This window comes from Psychrobacter sp. 1U2 (assembly GCF_051847575.1).
This window is the reverse complement of the sequence record NZ_JBPYDC010000033.1, coordinates 1-25,171: the sequence shown is the minus strand read 5'-3', so window position 1 is coordinate 25,171 and position 25,171 is coordinate 1. Positions and strand designations below refer to the sequence as shown.

At 43.3% G+C, this 25,171-nt stretch carries 20 protein-coding genes; 8 read left to right on the top strand and 12 right to left on the bottom strand.

Annotated elements, in window-relative coordinates; genetic code table 11:
- Positions 1-161 precede the first annotated feature (161 nt).
- Positions 162-608 carry a hypothetical protein gene (locus ACS8FD_RS12095; RefSeq protein ID WP_439276089.1) on the top strand — a complete coding sequence of 149 codons (447 nt, stop codon included), beginning with the start codon at positions 162-164 and terminating at the stop codon, positions 606-608.
- A 452-nt stretch (positions 609-1,060) separates the two neighbouring features.
- On the opposite strand, the gene ACS8FD_RS12090 is transcribed toward ACS8FD_RS12095, so the two are convergent.
- From ACS8FD_RS12090 to glpK, 8 genes are all read right to left on the bottom strand, one after another.
- Entirely contained in the window at positions 1,061-2,743 is a 1,683-nt protein-coding gene (locus ACS8FD_RS12090) for an NAD-dependent malic enzyme (protein WP_439276088.1), read from the bottom strand.
- 113 nt (positions 2,744-2,856) lie between these two features.
- Positions 2,857-3,504 (bottom strand): glutathione S-transferase, encoded by a 648-nt coding sequence (locus tag ACS8FD_RS12085; protein ID WP_439276087.1) that lies wholly within the window; start codon positions 3,502-3,504, stop codon positions 2,857-2,859.
- A gap of 69 nt (positions 3,505-3,573) precedes the next feature.
- Complete coding sequence (gene arfB / locus ACS8FD_RS12080; RefSeq protein WP_439276086.1) at positions 3,574-3,987, bottom strand: alternative ribosome rescue aminoacyl-tRNA hydrolase ArfB; 414 nt, start codon at positions 3,985-3,987, stop codon at positions 3,574-3,576.
- A 328-nt stretch (positions 3,988-4,315) separates the two neighbouring features.
- A complete protein-coding gene (locus ACS8FD_RS12075; RefSeq protein ID WP_439276085.1) occupies positions 4,316-5,008 on the bottom strand; it encodes a TetR/AcrR family transcriptional regulator in 693 nt (230 codons plus the stop codon).
- A gap of 215 nt (positions 5,009-5,223) precedes the next feature.
- A complete protein-coding gene (locus tag ACS8FD_RS12070; RefSeq protein ID WP_439276084.1) occupies positions 5,224-6,246 on the bottom strand; it encodes an endonuclease/exonuclease/phosphatase family protein in 1,023 nt (340 codons plus the stop codon).
- 300 nt (positions 6,247-6,546) lie between these two features.
- On the bottom strand, positions 6,547-7,914 hold the full coding sequence (locus tag ACS8FD_RS12065; protein ID WP_439276083.1) for a sodium:solute symporter family transporter: 1,368 nt from the start codon (positions 7,912-7,914) through the stop codon (positions 6,547-6,549).
- Positions 7,915-8,066: 152 nt separating this feature from the next.
- A complete protein-coding gene (locus ACS8FD_RS12060) occupies positions 8,067-8,618 on the bottom strand; it encodes a hypothetical protein (RefSeq protein WP_439276092.1) in 552 nt (183 codons plus the stop codon).
- 436 nt (positions 8,619-9,054) lie between these two features.
- On the bottom strand, positions 9,055-10,641 hold the full coding sequence (gene glpK, locus ACS8FD_RS12055; protein ID WP_439276082.1) for a glycerol kinase GlpK: 1,587 nt from the start codon (positions 10,639-10,641) through the stop codon (positions 9,055-9,057).
- A 364-nt stretch (positions 10,642-11,005) separates the two neighbouring features.
- Between glpK and ACS8FD_RS12050 the strand changes: the two genes are divergently transcribed.
- The 5 genes from ACS8FD_RS12050 to ACS8FD_RS12030 all read left to right on the top strand — a co-directional run bounded on the left by ACS8FD_RS12050 (position 11,006) and on the right by ACS8FD_RS12030 (position 17,487).
- Complete coding sequence (locus ACS8FD_RS12050; RefSeq protein WP_439276081.1) at positions 11,006-12,628, top strand: TolC family protein; 1,623 nt, start codon at positions 11,006-11,008, stop codon at positions 12,626-12,628.
- 101 nt (positions 12,629-12,729) lie between these two features.
- Complete coding sequence (locus ACS8FD_RS12045) at positions 12,730-13,593, top strand: YihY/virulence factor BrkB family protein (protein WP_439276080.1); 864 nt, start codon at positions 12,730-12,732, stop codon at positions 13,591-13,593.
- Between the two features lie 196 nt (positions 13,594-13,789).
- A complete protein-coding gene (locus ACS8FD_RS12040; RefSeq protein WP_439276079.1) occupies positions 13,790-14,995 on the top strand; it encodes an HlyD family secretion protein in 1,206 nt (401 codons plus the stop codon).
- Between the two features lie 12 nt (positions 14,996-15,007).
- Complete coding sequence (locus ACS8FD_RS12035; RefSeq protein ID WP_439276078.1) at positions 15,008-16,291, top strand: ABC transporter permease; 1,284 nt, start codon at positions 15,008-15,010, stop codon at positions 16,289-16,291.
- Positions 16,291-17,487, top strand: coding sequence for an ABC transporter permease (locus ACS8FD_RS12030; protein WP_439276077.1), 1,197 nt, complete (start codon positions 16,291-16,293; stop codon positions 17,485-17,487). The genes ACS8FD_RS12035 and ACS8FD_RS12030 overlap by 1 nt, the downstream gene beginning before the upstream one ends.
- Before the next feature lie 157 nt (positions 17,488-17,644).
- Here the strand turns inward: ACS8FD_RS12030 and sthA are convergent, their stop codons facing one another.
- The 3 genes from sthA to ppsR form a co-directional block, all read right to left on the bottom strand.
- Positions 17,645-19,294, bottom strand: coding sequence for a Si-specific NAD(P)(+) transhydrogenase (gene sthA / locus ACS8FD_RS12025; RefSeq protein ID WP_439276076.1), 1,650 nt, complete (start codon positions 19,292-19,294; stop codon positions 17,645-17,647).
- A 132-nt stretch (positions 19,295-19,426) separates the two neighbouring features.
- Positions 19,427-19,834, bottom strand: a complete 408-nt coding sequence (locus tag ACS8FD_RS12020; RefSeq protein WP_439276075.1) for a DUF4377 domain-containing protein — start codon at positions 19,832-19,834, stop codon at positions 19,427-19,429.
- A 62-nt stretch (positions 19,835-19,896) separates the two neighbouring features.
- Entirely contained in the window at positions 19,897-20,736 is an 840-nt protein-coding gene (gene ppsR, locus ACS8FD_RS12015) for a posphoenolpyruvate synthetase regulatory kinase/phosphorylase PpsR (RefSeq protein ID WP_439276091.1), read from the bottom strand.
- Between the two features lie 531 nt (positions 20,737-21,267).
- On the opposite strand from ppsR, the gene ppsA reads away from it, so the two are divergent.
- A complete protein-coding gene (gene ppsA, locus ACS8FD_RS12010) occupies positions 21,268-23,652 on the top strand; it encodes a phosphoenolpyruvate synthase (protein ID WP_439276074.1) in 2,385 nt (794 codons plus the stop codon).
- A 329-nt stretch (positions 23,653-23,981) separates the two neighbouring features.
- Complete coding sequence (locus ACS8FD_RS12005) at positions 23,982-25,013, top strand: RDD family protein (protein WP_439276073.1); 1,032 nt, start codon at positions 23,982-23,984, stop codon at positions 25,011-25,013.
- 70 nt (positions 25,014-25,083) lie between these two features.
- Here ACS8FD_RS12005 and ACS8FD_RS12000 read toward each other — a convergent pair.
- Positions 25,084-25,171 (bottom strand): IS3 family transposase (locus ACS8FD_RS12000; RefSeq protein WP_439276090.1); only part of this gene is annotated, 88 nt, incomplete at its 5' end.

Genomic DNA, 25,171 nt, shown 5'->3' with positions numbered 1-25,171 from the left:
TGGTTTGATTATTATCGTCAGGCTGCGTAATTAAAATCTCCCAAGTTTAGTTATACGGATTTGACGGCAGGGGTCATGCCTTTAGTTACCCAAATGACACTAAACAACAAATTAATACTTTGCTAAATTATACGAAGCAGAATAAGCGTGTTCCTCTTTATATGTTATATAGCCAATCAGCGGTATACCCTTACTCAAAAACGCCAGATTGCGGCGTCTATATTGCTAGTGCTTTCGATATTGAAAACTTTGCAAACTTACCGAAAGGAATAAAATTATCTAAGTCAAAAATCTTAGAGAGATGCATTCATTTTTATCAGTTATTTTGTGACTTAAAACAAGACTCTATGAATGACTATATGTCTATTGAGACTATTACAAATAGATTAAAAGAGTTGTTCTCAAAAAAGAGTGCATTAAAGAGTAAGCTTACTGAGCAAATTGAAAACAATAAAACAGAGATACTACCCAATTATGTGCAACTAATATTAGAAAACAGTCAACAGCATCTTAATAGCGATAAAAAGCTAAAGCAGAATATTCAAAAAATGATTAAAAACCATCATTCAATAGAGCCAAGAAAAATTATCGTAGTTGATATTCGCTAGAAGATATTGATGTTATTTAAAAGAAACTTCAAAAGCTTGTCTTAACTATTTTCTGTTACCTATGCCTCTAATAATCTAACTACTCCTTATTAAGATGTCTCTAGTCATAAGAAGGCGCTATATTAACAATAGATAACAATAATATTTTAGGTCAAGTTCTTTGCCATATTGATTGATCACTGAGCATATACCCTAACTCATTTGTTGGTATAACCGTTGGTATAATAAAAAATATTTTTAAATAAAAATATTTAAATCAATAACTTGGAATATTTATGTGGTTGATACTGGGCCCACCAAATTCAAACCCTTACAGCTATTATCTTGTAAGGGTTTTTTATTGTCTATAATTTAAAGAAATAATCTAAATTAGTGTCATATAAGAGAATCAAAAAAAAGCCCACTGCTACTTTAACGAGAGCAGTGGACTTATCTACCTTTAACTTACAAGATTAAAAAGAAGTACGACGATAGTTACGGTATTCAGGCAACCAAAAATTAGCTTTTAATCGGCGTTGTAGGTTTTCTGCCGTCACTGGTAAAGCCAGTTTATCTTCAATCGCTTGTCTTGCCACGGCATAAGCTATTTTTTCACTGATCTCTTTTATAAGTCTAATGGGTGGCAATATAGCTCCTGGTGCTTTTTTATATTCCATTGAGATGTCTGCTAAAGCTTGGCTTGCTGCCATGAGCATATTATCGCTAATACCTGTCGCCCGTGCGACCAACACCCCTAGCCCAATACCTGGGAATATATAGCTGTTATTACACTGTGAAACCTCGAAGGTTTGAGCATTATAAGTGGTATTAGCAAAAGGACTACCCGTAGCAATTATTGCCTTACCTTGACTCCAGTTTGTCACTTCTTGCGGCGTGGCTTCAACACGAGACGTTGGGTTTGACAGTGGTAGTACAATAGGATGCTCAGTATTTACACATAAAGATTCTATCACCTCTTGGGTAAACAGACCTTTTTGCCCACTAACCCCAAACAATACGGTGATTTTTGCTTGTTTAACCACTTGCGCTAAACCAAGTTTTTGACGCTTATCCCAGTGCTGAATGTCTGCTTCTTTCTGTACTAACGGCACTTGGAATTCTTGTAGCTCTGTCATGCTATCAGTCAGTAGGCCATAACGGTCCACCATAAATACCTGACGGCGTGCCTGCTCCTCGGTCAACCCTTCACGCTGCATTTGGCGAACAATATGCTCAGCAATACCGCAGCCTGCAGATCCTGCACCTAAAAACGCTATGTTTTGCTCACTGAGTTTTTGTCCTTTGTTTAAGCACGCTGCGATTAACGCACCGACTGAAACCGCAGCAGTACCTTGGATATCATCATTGAAGCAGCATAATTGATCGCGATATCTATTCAACAATGGGGTCGCGTTTTCTTGTGCAAAATCTTCAAATTGCAATAATACCTCCGGCCAACGACGTTTGAGCGCCTGAATAAATAAGTCGACAAACTCATTATACTCATCGCCAGAGATACGCGGGTTTCTCCAGCCCATATACATAGGGTCATCAAGCAGTTGTTGGTTGTTGGTGCCGACATCTAATAAGACTGGTAGGCAATAAGCAGGGCTGATACCGCCGCATGCGGTATACAAAGATAGTTTACCAATGGGAATGCCCATACCTCCGATACCTTGATCCCCTAAGCCTAATATACGTTCACCATCGGTCACCACGACCACTTTTACCTTTTGTTTGGTGGCATTTTGTAGCATATCATCGATTTTATGACGCTCAGGATACGAGATAAACAGACCGCGTTTACGGCGATAAATTTGTGAGAATTTCTCACAAGCCTGCCCAACTGTAGGGGTATATATAAGCGGCATAACCTCTTCAATATGCTGTTCAATCAAATGATGAAATAAGGTCTCATTAGTATCTTGGATATTACGCAAGTAAATATGCTTATCCATATCATCAGTGAATGAGCGAAGCTGATGATAAGCGCGCAAAGACTGCTCTTCAATGGTTTCAATGTTGTGAGGTAATAATCCAGTTAAATTAAAGCTAGCGCGCTCTTCTGAGGTAAAAGCGCTCCCTTTATTTAATAAAGGAGTTTCTAATAGTATGGGTCCAGCAAAAGGGATATACAAAAGGCGTTGGTTTGGCATAATAAAGTCTTCTAATTAAAAGCGTATGGCTAAAGGAAGGTTCTATCGTCTCATTATACATAGCATTGGCTTGTACTTGCCATTAACTTACTATTTTGACTACTAACACTACTTTAATTAGGAAATATGGTTACCTTATCTCCTTCCTGCCAAAGATCAAACTTAGTCATAGCTTGCTTAAATAGCGGATGTTCTAGCCAATACTGTAACCACTTCTGCAGCTTCGGATAAGGCAGGCCATAAAAAACCTCGCGGTCTACATGAGCGAATTGGCGTACAAAAGGCATAATGCCAATATCAGCAATACTTGTGCTATCGCCTAGCAAATAAGCGTTTTTATTTAACAGTGTCTCTAACATCTGTAAAAACACCTCGCCTCGCTCTCGATACTCTGCCTGACTCATCTCAGGATAACGGTCTGCATATTTGTAGCGATCTAGCCAGTGCTTAAATTCATGATCATTTTTGTCGAGTAAGTCATTCGCCTGTTTAATAATCTTGGCATCAAGCAGCCCTTGTCGATCCCCTTGTTCAAGCGCCCATATCATGATTTCTCGGCTTTCTTCAATCACCCTACCCTCATTCAGCTGCAAGACTGGCACTGTACCTTTCGGGCTAATCGCTAACATCTGGCTTGGTTTATTTTTTAGCACAATCTCTCGCAGCTCTACCGGTACTTCGGCGAACAATAAACTAAGCCGGGCGCGCATGGCATAAGGGCAACGACGAAATGAGTATAAACGAGGAGATAAGTAAGTCATAGAAGGGTCTCGCAATTTAATTGAAGTCTGTGGATGTGACTGCAGTGCTCAAAGCATTTAGAGCCTTAGTTAGTAATCAACCTTACCCCTTAGCGCCTTGATTTTGCCTCGCTGAGTCTTATTATCTACTCGTTTGCGTTTGGCATTACGGCTTGGCTTCGTTGCTTTTCGAGTTTTATTCGCATAGGTGCCTTGCTTGATAAAAGCCTGTAGACGCTCGATAGCATCTATTTTATTTCGCTCTTGGGTTCGGTATTGCTGTGCTTTGAGTACAAACACACCCTCTTTATTGATCCGGCTATCTTTACTTTCTAACAGACGTGTTTTTTGTATATCGTTCAGGCTTGAGGCTTTTATATCGAAGCGAAGGTGAATAGCAGAAGCCACTTTATTGACGTTTTGACCGCCAGCGCCTTGGGCGCGTATGGCGCTAACTTCTACCTCATGCTCATGAAGGCTAATGCCTTTAGTAATAAAAATCATAGTGTTAAGTCACAATTCTAATGATAGTTTTTGCGTTGTTTACGCTTATCATGAATGCTCATTGTCTATCCATGATAAGCGTAATTAATTAAAATACAATAGATGGCTGGGCTCATTGTGCCTCAGCAAGACGCTATAAAAAGGATAGCGTCTTGCTGAGGATTTACTTTCGAGATGTAGATTGTGCAGCTGCCGTTATGCTAGTAAACAATAGGCTAAAAGTCATTCAATGGTCTCTGATTTATACTTCACTGAAAACTATATTCTCAATACTCAAAAAACCGACATATAGTCGGCTTCTTGATAGTAGATATATTCAAATTGGCGCTTAATTGTTTTTGCGCGGTAACTTCTCTGGTAAGTAGCAGCGTAGATACGCGATTGATGCCGTTCCAGCTTCTTGCACATAGTGCTCAGTGATACTAGCATGACGGCGATAAGATAAAGTGAATATCGCGTTGATAATGCCGTAAGTCACTAACAAAATCTCTTTCATACTTTCAAAATCAGGCAGCTCATAACGCTCAGATAAGCGTTTATGGACTAGTTCGATGACCTGATGATCCATATCTTCACCGAAACCATCCCCCTCAAAGTCAGGAGTATTGGTATCATATATCAGCTTAGCTTTGGTTTGATCATCATGAAAGATCTCAACGCAGCGCTTGATAAGCGCAGTTAGATAGCCCTGCCATCTGTCATAATCTTCGGTTTCAACAGTCGTTAATATCTCTAAGATATCGATCGCATTCAAAAAACGTAATGCTAAAAATATCGCTTCGATATTAGGAAAAAAGTGATACGCAGAGGCGCGCGGGATACCCGCTTCTTCACATACCGCAGCCAAAGTAATGTCATTAATAGCCATTGTTTCACTGAGTTTTTTGGCGCCCATCAATAATTTTTGACGGCGAGCACGGCCTTGTTGGCTGGTAAACTTAAATTTATTCGGTACCAGTTTTTTGGCCAGCTCTGAGTCTACTAGCACATCTTCAATCTTGTCGTCTTTTTGTTCACTCATTATAAACCTCTTAATATTGTCCCTATTTTCATGACTCAGCCTTATCGTATTGTCAGCACTAAATTAAGTGCGTTAATGGTCATATAATAATAGCCAGTATCATGGCTGCTATCACAGCTAGCAAATAATATATCGCATCACAACCACTTGACCTGTAGTAGGCAAGAATTAGGAGTTAGTTGGAACCACAATGTAATAGCTAATGAGATACAGCACTAGCCATGAATTTTTATTTTCGCTCGTATAATACCATGATCGGTAACTCTATCAGCATAATCCCATTTGAGATGGTCGTTAAAGTAATCTACTCGCTCAACATGACCGAGGGCGAATTTACTCTCGGGCAAAAACTCTTCTGAGACAAATAACTGATCAATGACCTCCGGCATACCTTGATAAATATGAGTATATGCTACATCCTTCATCCAACCATAGCGTGCTTGCACGCGAGCTGCATCGAATAATGACACATCGCGCATACTTTTATCATAATTTACCTCCCCTGTCTCTGTCATCAACTGAGTAGTCACGCTACCAGTGACATCGTTCATATCGCCAAGCAGTATCAGCGGCTCTCGAGTATGCTTTAGGCGCTCTATAATCGTCATTCTTATAGATGCTGCCTCTGCAGCCCGCATACACAGACTACGCAGCTTGGCGCGTACCCGAATGTTGGGATCATCCATATCTTCTAACAAATTGCCCGCGTCATCACGTAAGAAAAAAGCACGTTTACTTTTTAGATGAGCGGTAATGATCGTGATAGGTTGACCATAGGCATTGACTCTGACTAATAGTGGTGGACGTTTAAACTGACGATAAGGGCCGATATCCGGAATATCAATTGTCGCTTCATCGACCACTGTTTCTAGCAAGCTTGTCTCTAGCGCCTCAAAACGGCTAATGATGCCCACCGCCGGCGTCCCTGTCGCACCTTTGCCTTGTGTATAAGGGCTTGCTTGGTCATTGCTGGCTAAAGGTATAATAACATCCTTAGGCTCAAACCCTAATGACACCGCCAACGACTCAACCGCCTCACTATCCCAAGCTTCCTGCACAGCAATGATATCAGCATGAGCATTGGATAATAAATCGCTTAATCCTTTTAATTTATGCTCGTACGTCTTATCGGTATAAGCTGGCGCGTTTTCATAAAAAATACGATTAGGATTGGCAAGATTCAATAAATTAGCAGTCGCAATATAAAAACTATTATTACCGGTAGTCTCTCGGCTCATAAAAAACCTATTATTTTTATTATATATTTAAAAAGATGACAAACAGCCCAAGCATGTCGAGTCTACTAAGTAGATGTACTATATAACGTACTATTATAGTCACTCATGCACTCACTATGGCCCTCACAAAACTAACTTAAGACATTAACTGTCTTAACATAGCATAAGTAGGCTATGTTAGTGTTGAACACGTGTTCATAAAGTATGTTTGCTTTATTACTGAATAATAATAGAACCACTTTAAAGGTTTTCATTACAACTAATATTCGCCACTATAGCTAAAGCATTTTGTATGGTCATTTAAGCCTTTGGTTGTACCTTTATATGTGCAATGACAAAAGCCAAGCAACCAATTAATGAGGCTATAACGCACAATATTAACAGCTTAACGTATTTGTGCTCTGCACCAAACAGCGGGGTCATTATAGTCATATAACCGGCGTTTTCTAGCATATAAACGATACCCGCTAGTAAAGCTGAAACGAAACTGGTAACAAGCGCCCAAGGCTTGACCTCCCAATCGGACCAGATACTAAAAAACACTACCGGTGCTAAAAATAGCGAAGCTGTACCACTGATAGCAACAGCGTCAAATAAGTCCTTACTTCCAGTAGCAATAAAACCTAAGCCTGCCAGCAAAAAGCCAATCATGACTAATCTGCCGTTTCTAACCGTAGGCTTGATGAGCTTCATATCGACAGCGACGAGTTTCGCGGCACTCGCATAAGTCGAGTCGAGCGTCGATATCGCTGAAACTATCAATGCAAAACAAAATAACAACATCACCGCTGGCGAAAATAAAGTGTTCAGTGTTTGCGTGACCTCAGTAGCACCACCAGCATTATTCAACTGAGCAAACACACCAAGCAGACCAAATAGCATAATGCAAATCATGGAGATAGGCGCGGCATAATAAAATGACTTTTTGGTGGTGCTACGATCTGCTAGAAAACCGCGGTCCGTCATCACTGGATCATGGGCCGGGTAACTCCAAACTTGAATAAAAGCAACGATCAGTAATATCCAGCCTTTATTATCGGCGGTGTTGGAAGAGCTGACAATATCGGTAAAAGAGAATAGCGGGTGCATAAACATAGCGATAGCTAGTACTGCGATTGCTACGATAGTCAGCGAGGCTTGCATAACATCAGTCTTTAGCGCTGTATGTAAGCCGCCGATTGAAGAATAGATTAAGGTAGCAATGGCAATAAACACTATTAAGTAGGTCTCGTTAAAGCCCACAAACAAGGTCGTAATAAAGCCAAACACTAATAAATTACTAAATATCTCGCTCACTAAGCGAAAGCTAATCACTGCATTAAAACAGTGTTCTCCAGCTTTACCGAACTTAGCACGCATAAAGGTTTGCATATTATTAAAACCATGCTTGAAACGTAGGCTATCGACAATATGCGCGCCAGAAACAAAGCTAAAATAATACATCGCATAAGCTAAAGTGCCTGCTATACCATAGGCAAAGCCTAAAATAGCGGCATTCATCAATGAGCGAGCAAAGATCCAAGTAGTGACTTGCGAGAGTACTAATGTCCAAAGACCTGGCGCCTGTCCTTGTCGCGACTTACCTTGATAAAAGCTAGCAACATCGGGAGACAACTCAGAGGGGCTTAGTATAGGTTTATGTGATGGAGGATCATTGGTGATGGCCATTGGCGTTCTTTATAGACGTTATGATAGATAATCTCAGAATAGCATAACTTCATAATCTCTTTACGCTAAAAATCTGAGCACAAAAAAAGCTTCTAGAATGACTCTAGAAGCTTTTGATTTTTTGGTATCAAGTTAAAATACTTTTTACTACATTATTTACTAACACGATGCCACGCATCACGCGATGCTAGACGAGCTTCTTCCCATTCCATACGCGACTCACCTTTCACTTCTTCCCAAGAACGTTTGAGGTCATTTTCATGATCTTCAAAACGAGCATCAACTGGGTAGTTTGCGCGATTAGCGTAACCTACCGCATAAGCAGGATGCAGATCACGATCGAAGTCATAATCGTCTCTATAATAGCTTGCATTCACATGCTCTGCACGCCAGTAAGCTTCTTCATGAGTTGGGTTAATCGCTTCCGCTGAAGCATGACCTGCACCGCCGCCTACGACTGCGCCGATAGCGCCACCGATTAGGGTACCTAGTGGGCCTGCCATCGAACCAATAGCCGCACCTGCTGCCGCGCCGCCGACACCGCCGATACCTGTGCCTACCGGATGCGACCCTGGCTCACCGGTAATCATGTCAGCATTTAGATCATCTTTTGATTCTTTTGACATGTGTTTGACTTCATTACGATCGATATTGTCAGGATCGTTAGTGACGACTCTTCTGTCGACTACTTCTTGATCCGCCATACGGCGAGCATTGTCATCTATAATACGTTGCTTATCACCACTGACCATATTATCATCAGTGATAACGCGTTCATTTGCATCAATGACATTACCATGAGCATCCACTCTAGGTTCATTATTAATTATATTATCAGTCTTATTGTTATTCATCGTTTAATCCTTTAATTAATAGTTATAAATTTAAATTAGCTAATGAGGGTTAAGTAAGCGCTTGAATTATTAAGCTAAAGCAATTTAGTCTGCTCTCTAATAAACAACCTCATTATTATTTAAGTATAAAATCATCTTAGGAAGAGTAACTACAGCGGATATGTAAGCTATGTCAACACCAATATTAGCTTACGTTACAGCATGTATGTTTGTAGCAGATTTACAGTATTTAATAACCCTTTAAGTATCTATTAATAAAACCTTTATAAAGCTACTACCATAAAAATCAAAGCTGAGTCAGTGCGCGAGTAACGGCATCTTGCCATTTGTCTAAATGAGTCTGACGATCCGCTTCTGACATCAGCGGCTCGAAGCTACGCTCCACTTTCCAAGAGTCTTGCATAGTATTATTATCGTATAACCCAGACTTTAGACCAGCTAACAACGCTGCGCCTTTAGCGGTAATCTCCGTATCCATTGGACGTAGCACTGGCACGCCTAGCAAGTCAGCTTGAAACTGCATTAATAAATCATTATTAGCTGCCCCGCCATCAACTCGCAATTCAGTCAAAGGATGAGGGCTGTCTTTTTGCATCGCAATCAACACATCGTAGGTTTGATAAGCGATGGCTTCTAATGCGGCGCGGGCGATATGAGCCTTAGTAGTACCCCGACTCATACCCGTTATGCTAGCACTGACATCTGAGCGCCAATACGGTGCGCCAAGACCGGTGAATGCTGGCAATAGCACTACCTCTTCGCTACTATCGACTTGCTGAGCTAAGCGCTCTATATCTTGGCTTTCTTTAATCATGCCAAGATTATCTCGCAGCCATTGCACGATAGCGCCTGCCATAAATACGCTGCCTTCTAACGCATAAGTGGTTTGTTTTTTTGGGATTTGTAATAGCCGTCTACCCGACTCTACCATTTGTCCAAAAGTGAGTTGCTCAGCGCGATTTTGCCCCGCTGTTTTTTGCCAAGCTATGGTGGTGAGCAGCTGCTGCTCGCTGAGTTTTGGCGTCTGACCTATATTCATCAGCATAAAACAGCCGGTGCCATAAGTGTTTTTTGCCATACCAGGCTCAAGACAGCCTTGACCAAATAATGCCGCTTGCTGATCGCCTAGGACCGCTTGAATAGTGATCTGTTTGGCAAATAGACCTTTTTTGGTTTTACCAAAGTCGCCATCGGAGGGTAAGACTTTCGGCAGTATCGACATAGGAATATCGAAGCGCGCGCACAGCTCACTCGACCATGCCAGCTCATTGATATCGTAGAGTAAGGTGCGAGAAGCATTGGTCACATCGATGACATGCGCGCCACCTGTCAGCTGATAGATAAGCCAGCTATCAATAGTGCCGATGGCCAGCTCTTCGGTTTTGTTAGCGTCGACACGCGCCTTAATATCCGGATTATTTTCCAATAACCAAGCGATTTTACTGGCACTAAAGTAAGGATCTAAGCGCAAGCCTGTAATGCTACGTATCTCTTGCGCGACGCTACGCTGATGCGAGATGTTTTTTTTGGCTAGCGTTTCGCAATAGCTAGCGGTACGTCTATCTTGCCAAATAATCGCTGGGGCTAATGGCTTACCCGTAGTTTTGTCCCAAACCACAATGGATTCGCGCTGATTGGTAATCGCGATACTAGTGATATCTGTGGCTAATAATCCCGCTTGGTTAATGGCATCATGAGCACAGCTGATTTGCGTCTGCCATATCTGCTGAGCGTCCTGCTCGACAAAACCGGCTTTTGGCGTGATAAGCTGCGTTGGCTTTTGCACTATTTTGACAGTATTGGCCTGGTCATCGTATATAATAGCGCGGCTAGAAGTCGTGCCTTGATCCAAAGCTAAAATGTACCCCACCATTCCCTACTCCTCAACGTTATCGTTGTTTTATATGATATCGACTATAGCATTATTTGCTATTACTCATTTTTATAGCTGTTATAACTTTATATAGTCGAATTATTTTAAAAGTGTTATAGCGCTGCTGGGATGAATTTTGCGCAGCCTCTGTGATTACAGCACGCAAGTAAAATTTATACCAGTAGCGCGTTAAAATTGATAACAACTTTATTTTGAACTGACTATAGATATTGCAACAACGCTAAGTTTAAACCTAAAACTGGTGTGTCAACCCTAACAGGGCTATAATGCCCTAAAATCAGCACTATATCTTGATGAGTGGTTTACTCCTATTATGAAATTTGCGTTATTGTCTCTACCTTTTATGATAATTCCCCTGATGCTCTCTGGCGCTTCAGGTCAAGCTTTAGCAGATAGTTATGCTCCTACAGCCGCCTCTATTAATGCGTCTACGCAGATTGTAGATAGGACTACTCCCGTAAATAATATTAGCTATCCTGCCGCACAGCCAATAGCAGCGACTCCTACCCTAGACACCCTCATCGATCCTATTACTCATAAAAGTGTTTCCAATAGCTACCCGTTAGAAGTGTCGAGCTTTTTGAGCTTAGAGCAAGCGCAGAACACCTTATTTCAAGTGTCACCAAAGCTAGCCGCTAATCAAGCCGCTATCGCCGCTAGCGACTATCAGACAGACGCACTTGCGACGGTAGATCGGCCATTTGTATTCGCACAGTTATCCGCCAATGCCTACAAAATCCAAGAAGATATCGACTTATCATCCCTCAGAAATAGAGTTATTGATGGCGTAAATAACGTTGGCAATGGTTTTGATAACTCAGGTATGAATAATTTAGCGCCACCTATTCCGCCGGTACCAGACTTGCCTAATTTTGGTGAGATCATCGGTGAGCGTCTTCCAGACTCTTATGATTTTAACCGTTCAGGCTCCACCACAGGAGCAGGTCTTGGGGTGGCGTGGCCCGTGTATACCGCAGGACGTACCAAAGCACTAACCGGAGCCTCTAACGCTCGTACGCAAGAAGCTGTCGCTGATGGTATATTAGACAGAAACGAGCTTTACAATACGCTTATTGAGCGCTACTTTAAGGCGCAATTAGCGATTATTGCTGCTTACTTACGTGAAGATGCTTATGACACTTTACAACAGACGGATCACACCGCGCAGCGATTATTCGAAGAAGGTTTTATTTCGCGAGTAGATCGTCTGCAAGCACAATCTGCGCTTGCCGATGCAAAGAGCGAATCTATCAAAGCTAATAACGATGCCCGTCTAGCCATGATTGCCCTGCAGCGCCTGCTGCGTACCGATTACCGTATTAAACCGACGACCCCGCTATTCGTCTCAAGCAAACCTTTGAGCGATGTCAGCTACTATCAGAACTTAGCGCTTACCAACCATCCGGGGTTACAAAAAGTCGCGGCAAAGCGCGTGCAAGCGCAGCAGCTGCGAGCTTTGTCAGATACTGGTTATAAGCCAACCGTACTACTATATGGGTTTAGTCAAGTTGAAAAAGACCCGAGCTGGATTGCGGGCGTATCTGCCAGCTGGAAGCTGTGGGGCGGGCTTGATAAGACCGCATCGTTAGCTGCTAGTGATGCGCGCATACGTCAAGCTGACTTATCTGAGATTGAAGTCAGTGACAATCTGCTATTATTGGTGGAAAAAAACTGGAATGACGTCAATAATGCTCAGGCTCGGTATCAAGCACTGCAGAGCAATGTCGATCTGGCGCAAGAGGTATTGCGTCTACGCCGTTTGGGACTGCAAGAAGGCGTAAATACGACCATCGATGTGGTACAAGCGCAGACTCAAGCGCTAAAAGCTCGCACCGAACAAGCGCAAGCAGCCAATGATTATGTACAAGCATTGGCCAGTTTGATGCAAAGCTGTGGGACGCCGCTTGCTTTCAATACTTATCTTAATGCTGCTGATATCAGGTTACCGACTTTATATACTCCGTAAAGCGAAAACCAATAAAAACTTGTAACCTTATTTACGGTCTATGAGCGCTCATACTATTTGCCTCTTATACTATTAAATCCCCTACTACGAATAATCATACTATGAATAAACCAACTGCTAAAATTAAAAAGCTACCAACGCAACTACTGAAGACGTGGGGTGACGCCAATAATTCTAACGTTTGGGCGCACTGCGCTAGTGTAGGGTTTTTTGGGTTCTTATCTATCTTTCCAGTAATGGCGGTATTTGTGCTGCTTTACGGCCTGGCTTTTTCACCCGCTGAAATGCAAGAACAAATCTTACTGTTACGTCAGTTTATACCGCCCACTGTCTATGACGTTCTTGATTCTCGTTTAACTCAGCTGGTCTCTACTACCGCCTCAGCGCTGACTTTTAGTTTGCTGCTCTCCTCATTATTAGCGCTTTACGCAGGCTCCAAAGGGATCAAATCGTTAATTATTCTTATCAATACCGCTTTTGGTATTACTCAAGAGCGCAGCTTTATTCAAGGGACCATCCGCGCGCTTAGTTTAACCTTAGCAGCATTAGTGGTCTTGATTATAGCTATATCCTCTATTGCGCTTATCCCCTTGATCGCTAACTACTTTCCTTTTCCGCAAATCGCGAAGACTATTGCGCTTTGGAGCAGGTGGCCGATATTAGCAGGGATTATATTTATTAGCTTTTTGGGTCTTTATCGTCTCGCACCGAATCGTGATGCCATAGCGCTAAAAAAATTGATGCCAGGGGCCGCCCTCGCCACCGTGCTATGGATTTTATTGTCGATACTGTTTTCGATTTATGTACAAAATTTTAATAACTATAGCGCTGAATTTGGCGCGCTATCCGCTGCGGTGGTCATTATGCTGTGGCTTTATTATTCAGCATTTATTGTCGCCTTCGGCGCTATTTATAATTCCGAGAGCATAGAAGATTCTAAACCTTATGCGATTCATGTTTATTGATAAGCTATTATTTGAACAAGCTATTAAAACCTTTCTAGTGCAACGGCGTGGACTGTTCGTCTGTATCAGTGCGCGCTGATTTAGAAAAGGTCTTGCTAGCCTGGATGTGGCTAACTCATATACCTATTTTTATTCTCAGCGTTTTTATTCTCAGTGCCTTTTATTCTCAACTTACTTGCTTTAGGAATGTCATATCATGGCTAACTCTCATAACGACGCTGATGATGTCAATAAATTAGGCCCGATTCATGATAAAAAGCCCTCTAATGATACTGAGGAGCTAGAGCAAATGACGCCGCCTTATCAGCATAAAAAATCAGCAGACAACGCTGCAAAAATAAAAAAAGCGCTCTTCGCAGTAGTGCTGCTGATAGTACTGGCAGTGATCGCTTATGGGCTGTATAAAAGCAGTCAAGCAAGTGCGCCTGAAAGCATAACTTTGCAAGGCCAGATGCAAATGAAACAGACTTCTATCGCGGCCAAAGTACCTGGACGTATTGCACAGATATTAGTCACCGAAGGCGATAAGGTAGCAGCCGGCCAACCGCTCATTGAGATGGACTCGCCAGAGATCAATGCCAAGGTCAATCAAGCAAGAGCAGGTCTTGACGCGGCGCAAAGCCAATTGGATAAAGCCGAAAATGGCGCACGCCCGCAAGAGATCGCGCAGGCAAAAGCCGCTTGGCAAGCGAATAAAGCCGCTTCAGACTTGGCGGCTAATACCTATGAGCGGGTCAATCGCCTCTATCAAGAAGGTCTGATGGCGCGGCAAAAGCGTGATGAAGCCTACGCTCAGTATCTAGCCACTCAAGACCAAACCGAAGCGGCGCGTTTGCAATACGAGCTGGCGATGGAAGGCGCGCGTAGCGAGGATAAGTCGGCCGCCAATGCGCAAGTGGCGCAAGTCGAAGCCAAACTAGAGGAAGCTTTGGTTGCAAAAGAAGAAGCCAATCTAAAAAGCCCTATCGCTGGGGTGGTGGATAATGTCATCGTCAGCGCCGGCGAAGTTATCGGCCAAGGCGTGCCAATACTGACCTTAGTCAATACCGATGATCAGTGGGTGGTCCTTAATGTAACCGAAGATTATCTGAATCGGTTCGCTATCGGCCAACAGTTTACCGGTACCATTCCGGCTCTATCGTCATCTGAGCGCCCTTATAGTAAGACTTTCACAGTCTATGCCTCCTCTAGCTTATCGGATTTTGCCACTTGGCGACCCACTAACAATGATGATGGCTTCGATGTGCGCACCTTTGAGATAAAAGCACGGCCAAACACTGCTGATGCGCGTATTCGCTCTGGTATGAGTGTACTCGTAAATATCGCTCCTCAAAACACTAGTGCAAAAAACGCTGAACAAGGCTCTAAACAAACCGCTTCATCAAGCACTATCCAAAACTAAGAGTAAATAGTCATGCGTTTAATAAAGGCTTTTGTACGCAGTGCTAATTACGAGCGGCGGTTTTTTGCCAAAAACCCTTGGGATCTAGCAATGATTTTGTGGATTCCTTTAGCGACTATTTTATTAGTTTGGTGGATTTTTTCACAGACGCAAATCACTGATCTGCCGATTGGCGTGATCGATGAAGACAATGGTCTTGTAGCTAATACCTTAGTTCGCTATTTGGACGCGCATCCTAATCTCAAAATTGCGGGGCTTTATGGCTCACAAGCTAGCGCTGAGGCCGCTATCTTGCAACGCGATATTTACGGCGTAGTGGTGATTCCAGATGATTTTTCGACTAGCATTTTAGCCAGCAAACCTGCGCCGGTACTGCTACAAGTCAATGCACAATACGGCACTCATTCTGGCATCATCCAGACTAGCGTACAAGCCGTCACCGCTACGCTATCAGCTGGCGTTGAGATTCAACGTCTAGTTAAGCAAGGGATGGCGCCCTCGCAAGCCGCTATTGCCTACTCGCCTATCAGTATCCAGCGTACGAGCCTGTTTAACACGGTAACTAACTATCAGCAGTTCTTGGGCTCGACGGTGATTCCCGCGTTATTACATATCTTGGCGATGGTCGTTGGCGCTACTACTATCGGTCGCGAGCTACGCGATAAGCAGCTTGGACGTTGGTATCGCTTTATTGACACTGGACGCCCTAATTTAAGTACTGATAATCCTCATGTGGTTCATTCAACAGCTACGTCCAATTTAGCAGGTACAGCAACTTATACTCCTACGACTAAGCCTAGTCTGTCCGTGTTATTTTTTGGCTTACTTGGTAAATACTTTTGGCCGCTACTAGCGTATTGCTTATGGACAGCGCTAGCATTATGGCTTGCGACCATGCGAGAGGATTTAAGCTTTGATTCTATAGCTCTCACTTATTTAGCTTTTATCACGTTGATGTTTTTATCGTTTTGGCTTGGGGCTTTTTTTACTTTAGCCTCGTTTTCTTTGCGTATGGGGTTGTCTGCGACGGGTTTTATCTCAGTGCCCTCTTACGCTTTCGCTGGGGTGACTTATCCTTATATCGCTATTACCGACAGCGCCAAACACTGGGCGGATGCTCTGCCTTTGACCCACTATCTGCAACTGCAGATTGCCCAGATACAAATGCATGCTCCGGTGACGATATCGCTACCCATTCTCTTCGGTTTACTGTTAGCGGTGCTAATATCGATGATACTCTCAGCGCTATTTGCGAAGCGTGCCTTAGCGCATCCTGAACGTTGGGGAGCACGCTGATGGCAAAACTACTCGTAGATAAAAATGCAAGCCCAAGCGCCGATACTGCGACCGCTAAGACTTTTTGGGCAAACTTTAAGCAAACCCTTATTGATGTGTTTAGTGATAAAGGCGTGCTTTTGATGCTCATTATTGCGCCAATTATTTACGGTTTCTTTTATCCTTGGCCTTACTCTTCAGAAATCGTTAATAATGTTCCTGTCGGCATTGTTGATTATGATCGTAGCGATCTATCTCGTACTATCAGCCGCTATGCTAGTGCTAGCCCGCAGTTAGACACAGTAAACTTCGTGAATGAGCAGCAGGCCAAAGAAGCCATCTGGAGCGATGAGATAGCTGGCTTTATGATTATTCCAGCTGGACTTGAACAGCAAGTCATGGCTGGTAAAGCCGTTAGTGTTAGCGTACTGGGTAACGGCGGTTATTTTCTGTTGAATAAAAACGTGCAAACCGGGTTTTTGCAAGCGGTCAGCACCGTCTCAGCAGGGATCGAAGTGAAAAAAAGCGTGGCGCAAGGGGCGTACATGCCGACTGCGGCGAAAAACACGCAAGCGGTTCCCTTACAAATCGCTCCTTTATACAATCAGACCGAAGGTTATGGCGCTTATGTGGTGCCGGCAGTTTCTATTATTATTTTGCAGCAGACCTTACTGATAGCAGCAGCGATGCTCGTAGGGTCTTGGTATGAAAACCGTCGCCATACCACTAGTATTGTTGGTTGGCTGGGACGTATTGCGGCTCTGAGTACACTGAGCTTTTTAGTGGGCTGCTTTTATTATGGTTGGGCGTTTGAGCTACACAACTACCCACGCGGTAAAAACATGCTCGGTAGTTTGCTGTTTTTAACTATCTATTGCCCAACAGTAGCCACCCTTGGCTGTGTCTTTGGCTTATGGCTGCGTCAACGCGAACGCAGTATGCAGATTTTGATTTTTAGCTCATTACCGGTATTTTTTATGAGTGGCTATCCGTGGCCGGCCAATCAGCTACCAGAGGTTTTGCAAGTCGTGCGTTGGCTAGTACCGACCACTCCGGCTATCAATACTTCAGTACAGCTCAACCAGATGGGCGCCAGCATCGCGCAAGTGGCGACTGGTTTTTATGCGCTCGCTGGATTATGGCTGCTTTATTTTTTATTGCTATTATTTCTGCGGCGGCGTCTGGAACAAAAAGATAGCGCGGCTTATAAAGCATAACAAGCTTAAATATCAATGTTTCGCTTATGGCGTGTATCAAATAAGGGCTACTTTACTGTGCGTAGATACCATCTTGCCGGATCAGAGCCGACAAAAAAAGCGCCTGCAAAATATACAGACGCTCTTTTACTTCTCACATCTAAGTTTCACTTAATACTTAGAACACGCGGTTGAGACCATTGAGCGCCGCCACGCGGTAAGCTTCTGCCATCGTCGGATAGTTAAAGGTGGTATTCACAAAATACTCAAGCGTGGCATGACACTTCATCACCGCCTGTCCAATATGGATAATCTCTGAGGCGTGATTGCCGTAGCAATGAATACCCAATATTTCCAAAGTCTCCCGGTGGAATAGTATCTTGAGAACGCCGGTGCGCTCACCAATGATCTGCGCGCGAGCCAGATGCTTAAAGAAAGCCTGACCGACTTCGTAAGGCACTTGCTCATCGGTCAGCTCCTGCTCTGTCTTACCAATACTCGATATCTCAGGAATGGTATAAATCCCTGTTGGTACGCTAGAGACGGGTTCGGCATCGCTATCGCCAACCATAAAGGCCGCTGCACAGCGCCCTTGGTCATAAGCGGCAGAGGCTAGTGAAGGCCAACCTATCACATCACCTGCAGCATAAATATTGTCCACTTCGGTACAATAATGATCATCGACTTTTAGCTGACCACGGCTATTGGCTTCCAGACCGACTCCCTCTACATTGAGGCCTTCGGTATTCCCTGAACGACCATTAGACCAAAGAATGGCGTCTGACTTGATCTTTTTTCCGCTTTTCAGATGAAGAATGACATGATCGTCATGCGTCTCTAAATGATCAATTTCCTCATTGTTACGAATGAGCACCCCAAATTGTCTAAAGTCATGCGCTAGAGCATCACTAATCTCACTATCAAGATAGTTCAGTAGCTTGCCTTGGTTATTAATTAAGTCCACTTTGTAGCCAAGGCCGGTAAAGATAGAGGCATATTCGCAGCCAATAACGCCCGCACCATAAATGATAATCTTTCTGACTACATAATCCATCTGTAGGATCTTATCAGAATCAAAAACACGCGGATGACTGAAGTCTAAGATCTCAGGACGATAAGGACGGCTGCCTACCGTGATGATGGCTTTATTGAAGGTGATAGTTTCAAAGATATTCTCATCGGTTTCAACGCGTAAGGTATGCTTATCAACGAAACTTGCCCACCCTTGAATGACATCGATCTGATTACGCTCATAAAAGCGCTTATGCGTACTGACTTGGTCGCGTATTACTCGGCGCGCATTAGCCAATACCTTATTAAGCGGCACTCGCTCATACTCTAATGCTTTAGTGAACATAGGATCGCGGCGGAAGTTAATGAGGTTAAAAACCGATTGACGCAGCGCCTTACTAGGAATAGTGCCGACATGCGTCGAATTACCACCGACTTGCTCACGAGGGTCAACGACAGCGACCTTTTTGCCAGACTTTGTCAGCTTCATAGCGGCCGCCTCGCCAGCAGGACCGGCCCCTAACACCACAGCATCATATTCAAATTCATGCTTATCGCTTTTTATGCGCTGTGAGTCTTTAGTAAATTCTGATTTGATATCGATACGAGTATCATCTAGCGGATTGACCAAGTCAGGATGGTGCATGATATCATCGGTCACTTGTTCATGCGTTTGCTCTATTTTTTCTTTTTTACTGGCGTCTTTGGTTTGCTCAGGCGTTGTGGTTGGTGCGCTGCCGCTATTTTTATTTGAGACTTCGGTGCTAGTATCTTCACCCGTCTCATTCGTCGTGTCGGATTTAGGTTTGCTGCCCATAACATCCTCTTTAGTTAATTATTGATTTATTTAATTTTTAAGCTTTAAAAGATTTCATTCATGACTAAGACAAGATTGTGTCTAAAAAACTAAGATAGTAATTTCGACTTTGTAAGCTAAAACTGCTAAGCGTTAAGGGGTTGCTACCATACGCTGTGTCAAAATACTTTGCAATGTCCAGTGCCCCGTAAGCTGCTGTTTGCTTTCATCGATCTGTGGACGCACATTTATCGTATATTCAGTCCCAAGAGCCGGTTTGAAATCATCGATCCAGTCATAAGGAATCTGAAATACTGAGCCATCTTTGCTCGACTTAGCCAACAAGCACTGCATAGGCAGTGCTGAAGCGCAGGCTACCCTATTTGGCATAATAGTCAAGGTTTGCGCCTCACCTAATACAACAGAGGGGACATAACGGGGCTCGGGTACTGGTTCACGAGCGAATGGCGAGGTTTGGCACGCACTCAATAAAGTAGCAATGCTTAACAGGCTCGCTACTAGTAACGCTGATTTTGATGATGCGTTTTGGTTTAGACTCATAATTTTCTCTACTTTTAATAATAGGACTAATATTCAGCTAAGCAAATAGCTATTAGGGCTCATTAACCAATGCGGCGCTTCAGGCCAGTCATTTGTAGAATCCGGGTAGCAATCTCTTCAACCGACATCTCAGAGACATCTAAGTTTGGTATGCCTTGAGAGATATAAATCCCTTGTATCGCGCGCTGCTCTTGCTGCACTTGCTGATAGCTAGAATAACGGCTACCGGCGCGGCGCTCTTGGCGGATTTTTACTAACCTATCGGTATTAATGACTAGCCCAAACAGCTTATCTTTATGCTCACGCAAGGATTTTGGTAATTGGTTGTCATACAAATCATCTTCAGTCAGCGGATAGTTGGCCGCCCGGATGCCGAATTGTAAGGCTAAATAAAGGGACGTTGGCGTCTTTCCTGAGCGCGAAACCCCAATTAAGATGATATCTGCCATATTATAATGACGGGTACGTGCGCCATCATCATTATCCAAGGCAAAGTGGACCGCATCGATACGCTCTTTGTAAGTCTCAGAGTCGACATTATCATGAGCATGTCCTGAATGACCATCCGGCTCAATGCCGGTCTCTTCAGCGATACGGCCAATCAGACCCTCGTACATATCTAGATTACAGCTTTTGGCGGAGTTGACTGTTTCGCGAATCTCAGGGCTGACAATAGTATCGAACACTAGCGGCAATAAGCCGTCACGCTGATACGCCATATTGATCCGAGCCACCGCATCCTCAGCGCGCTCTATACTATCGACGTAAGGCAGAACGTGAGTTTCAAAAGGTACAGAAGCAAATTGACTTAAAATCGAGCGCCCCAAAGTTTCAGCGGTAATGGCGGTACCATCAGAGATAAAAAAAGCACTTCTGATCGTTTGTGAGTTATCCAAGCTCATAGCGTGTCGGTTCTGAATAGTCGGTTTATCTGGTTCAGACGGATTATTGAAATACATAACTGACAACCTCAGTGCTCTATGGAGTGTTTATTAATGAGAAGCTAATTATCTTTTAGCCGCTCTATTTTTATGATGGTTACTTATGGCTCGCTAAGCCTAAAGGAATTCTTTGATATTAATGCCTCACATTATACTCATAATAGCGCCTGAATAGGAATCGATGTAGAGGCAAAAGTGTACGAGTGTATCTATAAAAAAGACTCTCAACTACTCTACTCGCTATCAGCAATTTACTTTGCTGTTTTTATAGCGACTTGCTATTAAGTTTTAGCAATATTCTCACTACATCTAGGTTACTGATAAAAGTTCTCATTGCTATTACAGTATCGGCTAAGCTATAAAGACACAAAAAACTCTAAACTTTGTATCTTTTTCCAAATATTTTCCGTTATCCTCTCGAAATTCGCAAAATATAGGGGTATAATCCACCCTTATAATCCTTACTAAATAACCTTATTTTTTGGAGTTATCATGGCAGCGCAATCTACAGCACTTGTAATCAATCTTGATCAGTTGGGAAAAGACGATATTGAGATGGTCGGTGGTAAGAACGCCTCACTTGGCGAGATGATTAGCCACTTATCAGATTTGGGTGTTAGCGTTCCTGGCGGCTTTGCCACAACCTCGAATGCTTTTAACCGTTTTTTGAACGAAACGGGTCTGCTTGACAAGATTAATAGCGAGCTGAAAACCTTAGACGTTAATGACGTCAATAAGCTTGCCGCTACCGGTAAAAAAATCCGTAATTGGATTATTGAGCAAAAATTGCCAGCAGATCTTGAAGCAGAGGTGCGCCAATCTTTTGAAGCGATGAGTGGCGGCGAAGACATCGCGGTTGCAGTCCGCTCTTCTGCGACTGCAGAAGATTTGCCAGATGCTTCATTTGCCGGCCAACAAGAAACCTATTTAAACATTCGCGGTATCGATAACGTACTTATCGCTATCAAAGAAGTGTTTGCCTCTTTATACAATGATCGCGCGATCTCTTATCGTGTGCACAAAGGCTTTGAGCACGAAGGTGTAGCACTATCTGCTGCCGTTCAGCGTATGGTACGCTCAGAAACAGGCGCGGCGGGCGTTATGTTCACTCTAGATACCGAAAGCGGTTTTGATCAAGTAGTGTTCATTACTTCAAGCTATGGTCTTGGCGAGATGGTCGTGCAAGGCGCGGTCAACCCAGACGAGTTCTACTTATCTAAGCGTCTACTTGCTGATGGCAAACCCTCTGTCATCCGCCGTAACTTAGGTAGCAAGCATAAAAAAATGATTTATGGCGATGAAGGCAGTACCGCTAAATCAGTCAAAGTCGTCGATGTCGAAAAAGAGGAACGTATGCAGTTCTCTTTATCCACTGAAGAGCTGACCTCTCTTGCCAAGCAAGCGATGACTATTGAGAAGCATTATGGTCAAGCGATGGATATCGAATGGGCAAAAGATGGCGATAGTGGGCAGATCTTTATTGTGCAAGCACGCCCTGAAACCGTTAAGAGCCGTCAAGACAGCAACGTCATGGAGCGTTATGTCATCAACACTGGTGATGCTAAAGTGCTGTGCGAAGGTCGCTCAATCGGTCAGCGTATCGGCGCCGGTAAAGTGCGTATCGTGAGTAACCTTAACGAGATGGATAAAGTCGAAGACGGCGATATCTTAGTCTCTGATATGACGGATCCGGATTGGGAACCGGTCATGAAGCGCGCTTCTGCCATCATCACTAACCGTGGTGGCCGTACCTGTCACGCCGCTATCATTGCGCGTGAGCTTGGCGTACCCGCCATCGTTGGCTGTGGTAACGCCACTGAGCTATTAGTTGATGGTCAAGACGTCACCGCCTCTTGTGCCGAAGGCGACACGGGCTTTATCTACGAAGGTCAGCTTGATTTTGACATCCAAACCAACTCTATTGAGTCTATGCCAGATCTAGCGTTCAAGATCATGATGAACGTCGGTAACCCTGATCGCGCCTTCTCCTTCACGCAAATGCCAAACGAAGGTATCGGTCTTGCGCGTTTAGAGTTTATCATCAACCGTATGATTGGTGTGCATCCAAAAGCGCTTCTTAACATGAACAGCTTGCCTCGTGAGATCTCACAAGCCATTAATGAGCGTATTTCAGGCTATGCCTCGCCTGTTGATTTTTATGTCGATAAGTTGGTTGAAGGTATCTCAACGCTAGCCGTTGCCTTTATGGATCAGCCAGTTATCGTGCGTATGTCAGATTTTAAATCGAACGAATACGCAAACCTGTTAGGCGGTAAGTTATACGAGCCGTCAGAAGAAAACCCAATGCTAGGTTTCCGCGGCGCTAGTCGTTATGTCTCTGACAACTTCCGTGACTGCTTCGAGCTTGAGTGTAAAGCACTGAAACGCGTACGTGACGAGATGGGCTTGACCAACGTCGAGATTATGATTCCTTTCGTGCGTACCGTTGATGAGGCGGCACAAGTCATTGAACTACTAGAGAAAAATGGCCTAAAGCGCGGCGAAAACGGTCTGCGTGTTATTATGATGTGTGAGTTGCCTACTAACGCACTACTAGCAGACGAGTTCTTAGAGCATTTCGACGGCTTCTCAATTGGTTCAAACGATTTGACTCAGTTGACGCTAGGCCTTGACCGTGACTCAGGTATCGTCTCGCATCTGTTTGATGAACGTGACCCTGCGGTTAAGAAGCTATTATCTATGGCTATAGAAGCTTGTAATAAAGCGGGCAAATATATTGGCATCTGTGGTCAAGGTCCATCAGACCACCCTGATCTTGCCTACTGGCTGATGGAGCAAGGTATCAGCTCAGTGTCATTGAACCCTGATTCAGTATTAGACACCTGGTTCTTCTTAGCTGGTGAAGAAAATAAATAGTTGTTTATCATTCACCATCTTTAGGTAGCTATTAACCTTTAAAGACAGTGACTAGTAAAAACAGCCATTAGGGTTTGTTTGCTGATCATCATTAATTTTGATGAAATAGCGAGCAAACCCTAAATTGTATTCATAATTTATTTAATACCAAACCCAAAAACTATAATTAACATTGTCGAATTTTCTAAACTTAATAAACACGACATTCGCAACAAATTAAATAGGTTTGCGTAGGCTGTGATTCTAACCTTGTTAAAAGCAGATTTGACCCAATAACATCACTTATAAAAGCTTAAACTTATCATCAGCGAATTAAGATATCACTCATTATGCAAATTTTTCTTGCTCGAAATAATGTCCAAGCAGGGCCTTACACTTTAGATCAACTCAATATCATGCTTACCTCAGGCGAGGTGGTGATTGATGATTTGATGTGGCATGAAGGCTTAGCAAATTGGCAACGGCTTGGTGACTTGACGGCTAACCAACCTTATTATCGTCCTACCATGAATAATACAACTGTCGTTAATGATAGTGATGATGACTCTATTATCAATAACGTCACTGTCTTTCCAGAAGACTCTGATGACGCTAGCACCAGTAAGAATACTAGCGCCAATCAAGGCGGCTTAAATGGCAAAAAGCTCTCTCTTGATAGACTCTACGGCAAGCCTGAGCGCTCAGCTACAGATAGTAGTAAAAAGTCTAAAGTAGACATGACAACTAATCGTGAGCATACGCCTACTAATAATATCTCACTCAATAAGTCTAGTCCCACTAGAGTGGCGAGCGCCAAAGATGTCGTTGTAGGTGATGTGATCCTAGCGCCTATCATGTCACGGATACTAGCCACTGCAGTCAATGGCTTACTCTATATATTAGCCATCTTTCCGCTAGTATTAGCACTGACCAAAATGGATATCGACTATACTAAATTTCAAGATATTCAAAATATGGACGCCGCTTACCAGTACTCAATGACCTTGATGGAGAGTATCCCTAGCGGTACGTTGATGATGTCACAAGTCATGGTATTTGGTTTATTTGCCCTGCAGCTATTATTTATTACCCTACGTGGTCAATCTTTAGGTAAGCTAATTACCGGTATACGCGTTGTAGATCAAACCACGCATAGAATACCGTCTTTTTTCAAACTTATTGTTATGCGCACCTTGCTGCTACTTATTGTCTATAACCTATTGTTTTCTTTTACCAGTTTTTTAGGTTTTATACTGATCGCCGTTCATTATTATATGGCCTCAAAGAGTCCCGAGAACATCGGTTGGCACGACAAATTAGCTAAAACCTTAGTGGTTAAAGCGGATAGCAAACAGCTGATTAAACAACCTAAAGTCAAATAGTTGCTCCTGATTACAGAATTTTAAAAAGTAGCGCTTAGTGAGCTGCCCCCCAAATGTTGGACGGTTTATTTTATATCAAGGACTGAGTTCTGTATTGCACAGGACTCAGTCCTTTTAGTTTAAGTTGAATACGCTCATGATTGTAATAATGCATATAC

What these genes read in the sequence shown, in the direction of transcription:
- ACS8FD_RS12095 (WP_439276089.1), top strand. Translation starts at nt 162, where the DNA reads ATGTTATATAGCCAATCAGCGGTATACCCTTACTCAAAAACGCCAGAT.
- ACS8FD_RS12085 (WP_439276087.1), bottom strand. Translation starts at nt 3,504, where the DNA reads ATGACTTACTTATCTCCTCGTTTATACTCATTTCGTCGTTGCCCTTAT.
- ACS8FD_RS12075 (WP_439276085.1), bottom strand. Translation starts at nt 5,008, where the DNA reads ATGAGTGAACAAAAAGACGACAAGATTGAAGATGTGCTAGTAGACTCA.
- ACS8FD_RS12050 (WP_439276081.1), top strand. Translation starts at nt 11,006, where the DNA reads ATGATAATTCCCCTGATGCTCTCTGGCGCTTCAGGTCAAGCTTTAGCA.
- ACS8FD_RS12045 (WP_439276080.1), top strand. Translation starts at nt 12,730, where the DNA reads ATGAATAAACCAACTGCTAAAATTAAAAAGCTACCAACGCAACTACTG.
- ACS8FD_RS12030 (WP_439276077.1), top strand. Translation starts at nt 16,291, where the DNA reads ATGGCAAAACTACTCGTAGATAAAAATGCAAGCCCAAGCGCCGATACT.
- ACS8FD_RS12065 (WP_439276083.1), bottom strand. Translation starts at nt 7,914, where the DNA reads ATGGCCATCACCAATGATCCTCCATCACATAAACCTATACTAAGCCCC.
- ACS8FD_RS12070 (WP_439276084.1), bottom strand. Translation starts at nt 6,246, where the DNA reads ATGAGCCGAGAGACTACCGGTAATAATAGTTTTTATATTGCGACTGCT.
- ACS8FD_RS12005 (WP_439276073.1), top strand. Translation starts at nt 23,982, where the DNA reads ATGCAAATTTTTCTTGCTCGAAATAATGTCCAAGCAGGGCCTTACACT.
- glpK (WP_439276082.1), bottom strand. Translation starts at nt 10,641, where the DNA reads ATGGTGGGGTACATTTTAGCTTTGGATCAAGGCACGACTTCTAGCCGC.
- ppsR (WP_439276091.1), bottom strand. Translation starts at nt 20,736, where the DNA reads ATGAGCTTGGATAACTCACAAACGATCAGAAGTGCTTTTTTTATCTCT.
- ACS8FD_RS12040 (WP_439276079.1), top strand. Translation starts at nt 13,790, where the DNA reads ATGGCTAACTCTCATAACGACGCTGATGATGTCAATAAATTAGGCCCG.
- arfB (WP_439276086.1), bottom strand. Translation starts at nt 3,987, where the DNA reads ATGATTTTTATTACTAAAGGCATTAGCCTTCATGAGCATGAGGTAGAA.
- ppsA (WP_439276074.1), top strand. Translation starts at nt 21,268, where the DNA reads ATGGCAGCGCAATCTACAGCACTTGTAATCAATCTTGATCAGTTGGGA.
- ACS8FD_RS12020 (WP_439276075.1), bottom strand. Translation starts at nt 19,834, where the DNA reads ATGAGTCTAAACCAAAACGCATCATCAAAATCAGCGTTACTAGTAGCG.
- sthA (WP_439276076.1), bottom strand. Translation starts at nt 19,294, where the DNA reads ATGGGCAGCAAACCTAAATCCGACACGACGAATGAGACGGGTGAAGAT.
- ACS8FD_RS12035 (WP_439276078.1), top strand. Translation starts at nt 15,008, where the DNA reads ATGCGTTTAATAAAGGCTTTTGTACGCAGTGCTAATTACGAGCGGCGG.
- ACS8FD_RS12060 (WP_439276092.1), bottom strand. Translation starts at nt 8,618, where the DNA reads ATGGCGGATCAAGAAGTAGTCGACAGAAGAGTCGTCACTAACGATCCT.
- ACS8FD_RS12090 (WP_439276088.1), bottom strand. Translation starts at nt 2,743, where the DNA reads ATGCCAAACCAACGCCTTTTGTATATCCCTTTTGCTGGACCCATACTA.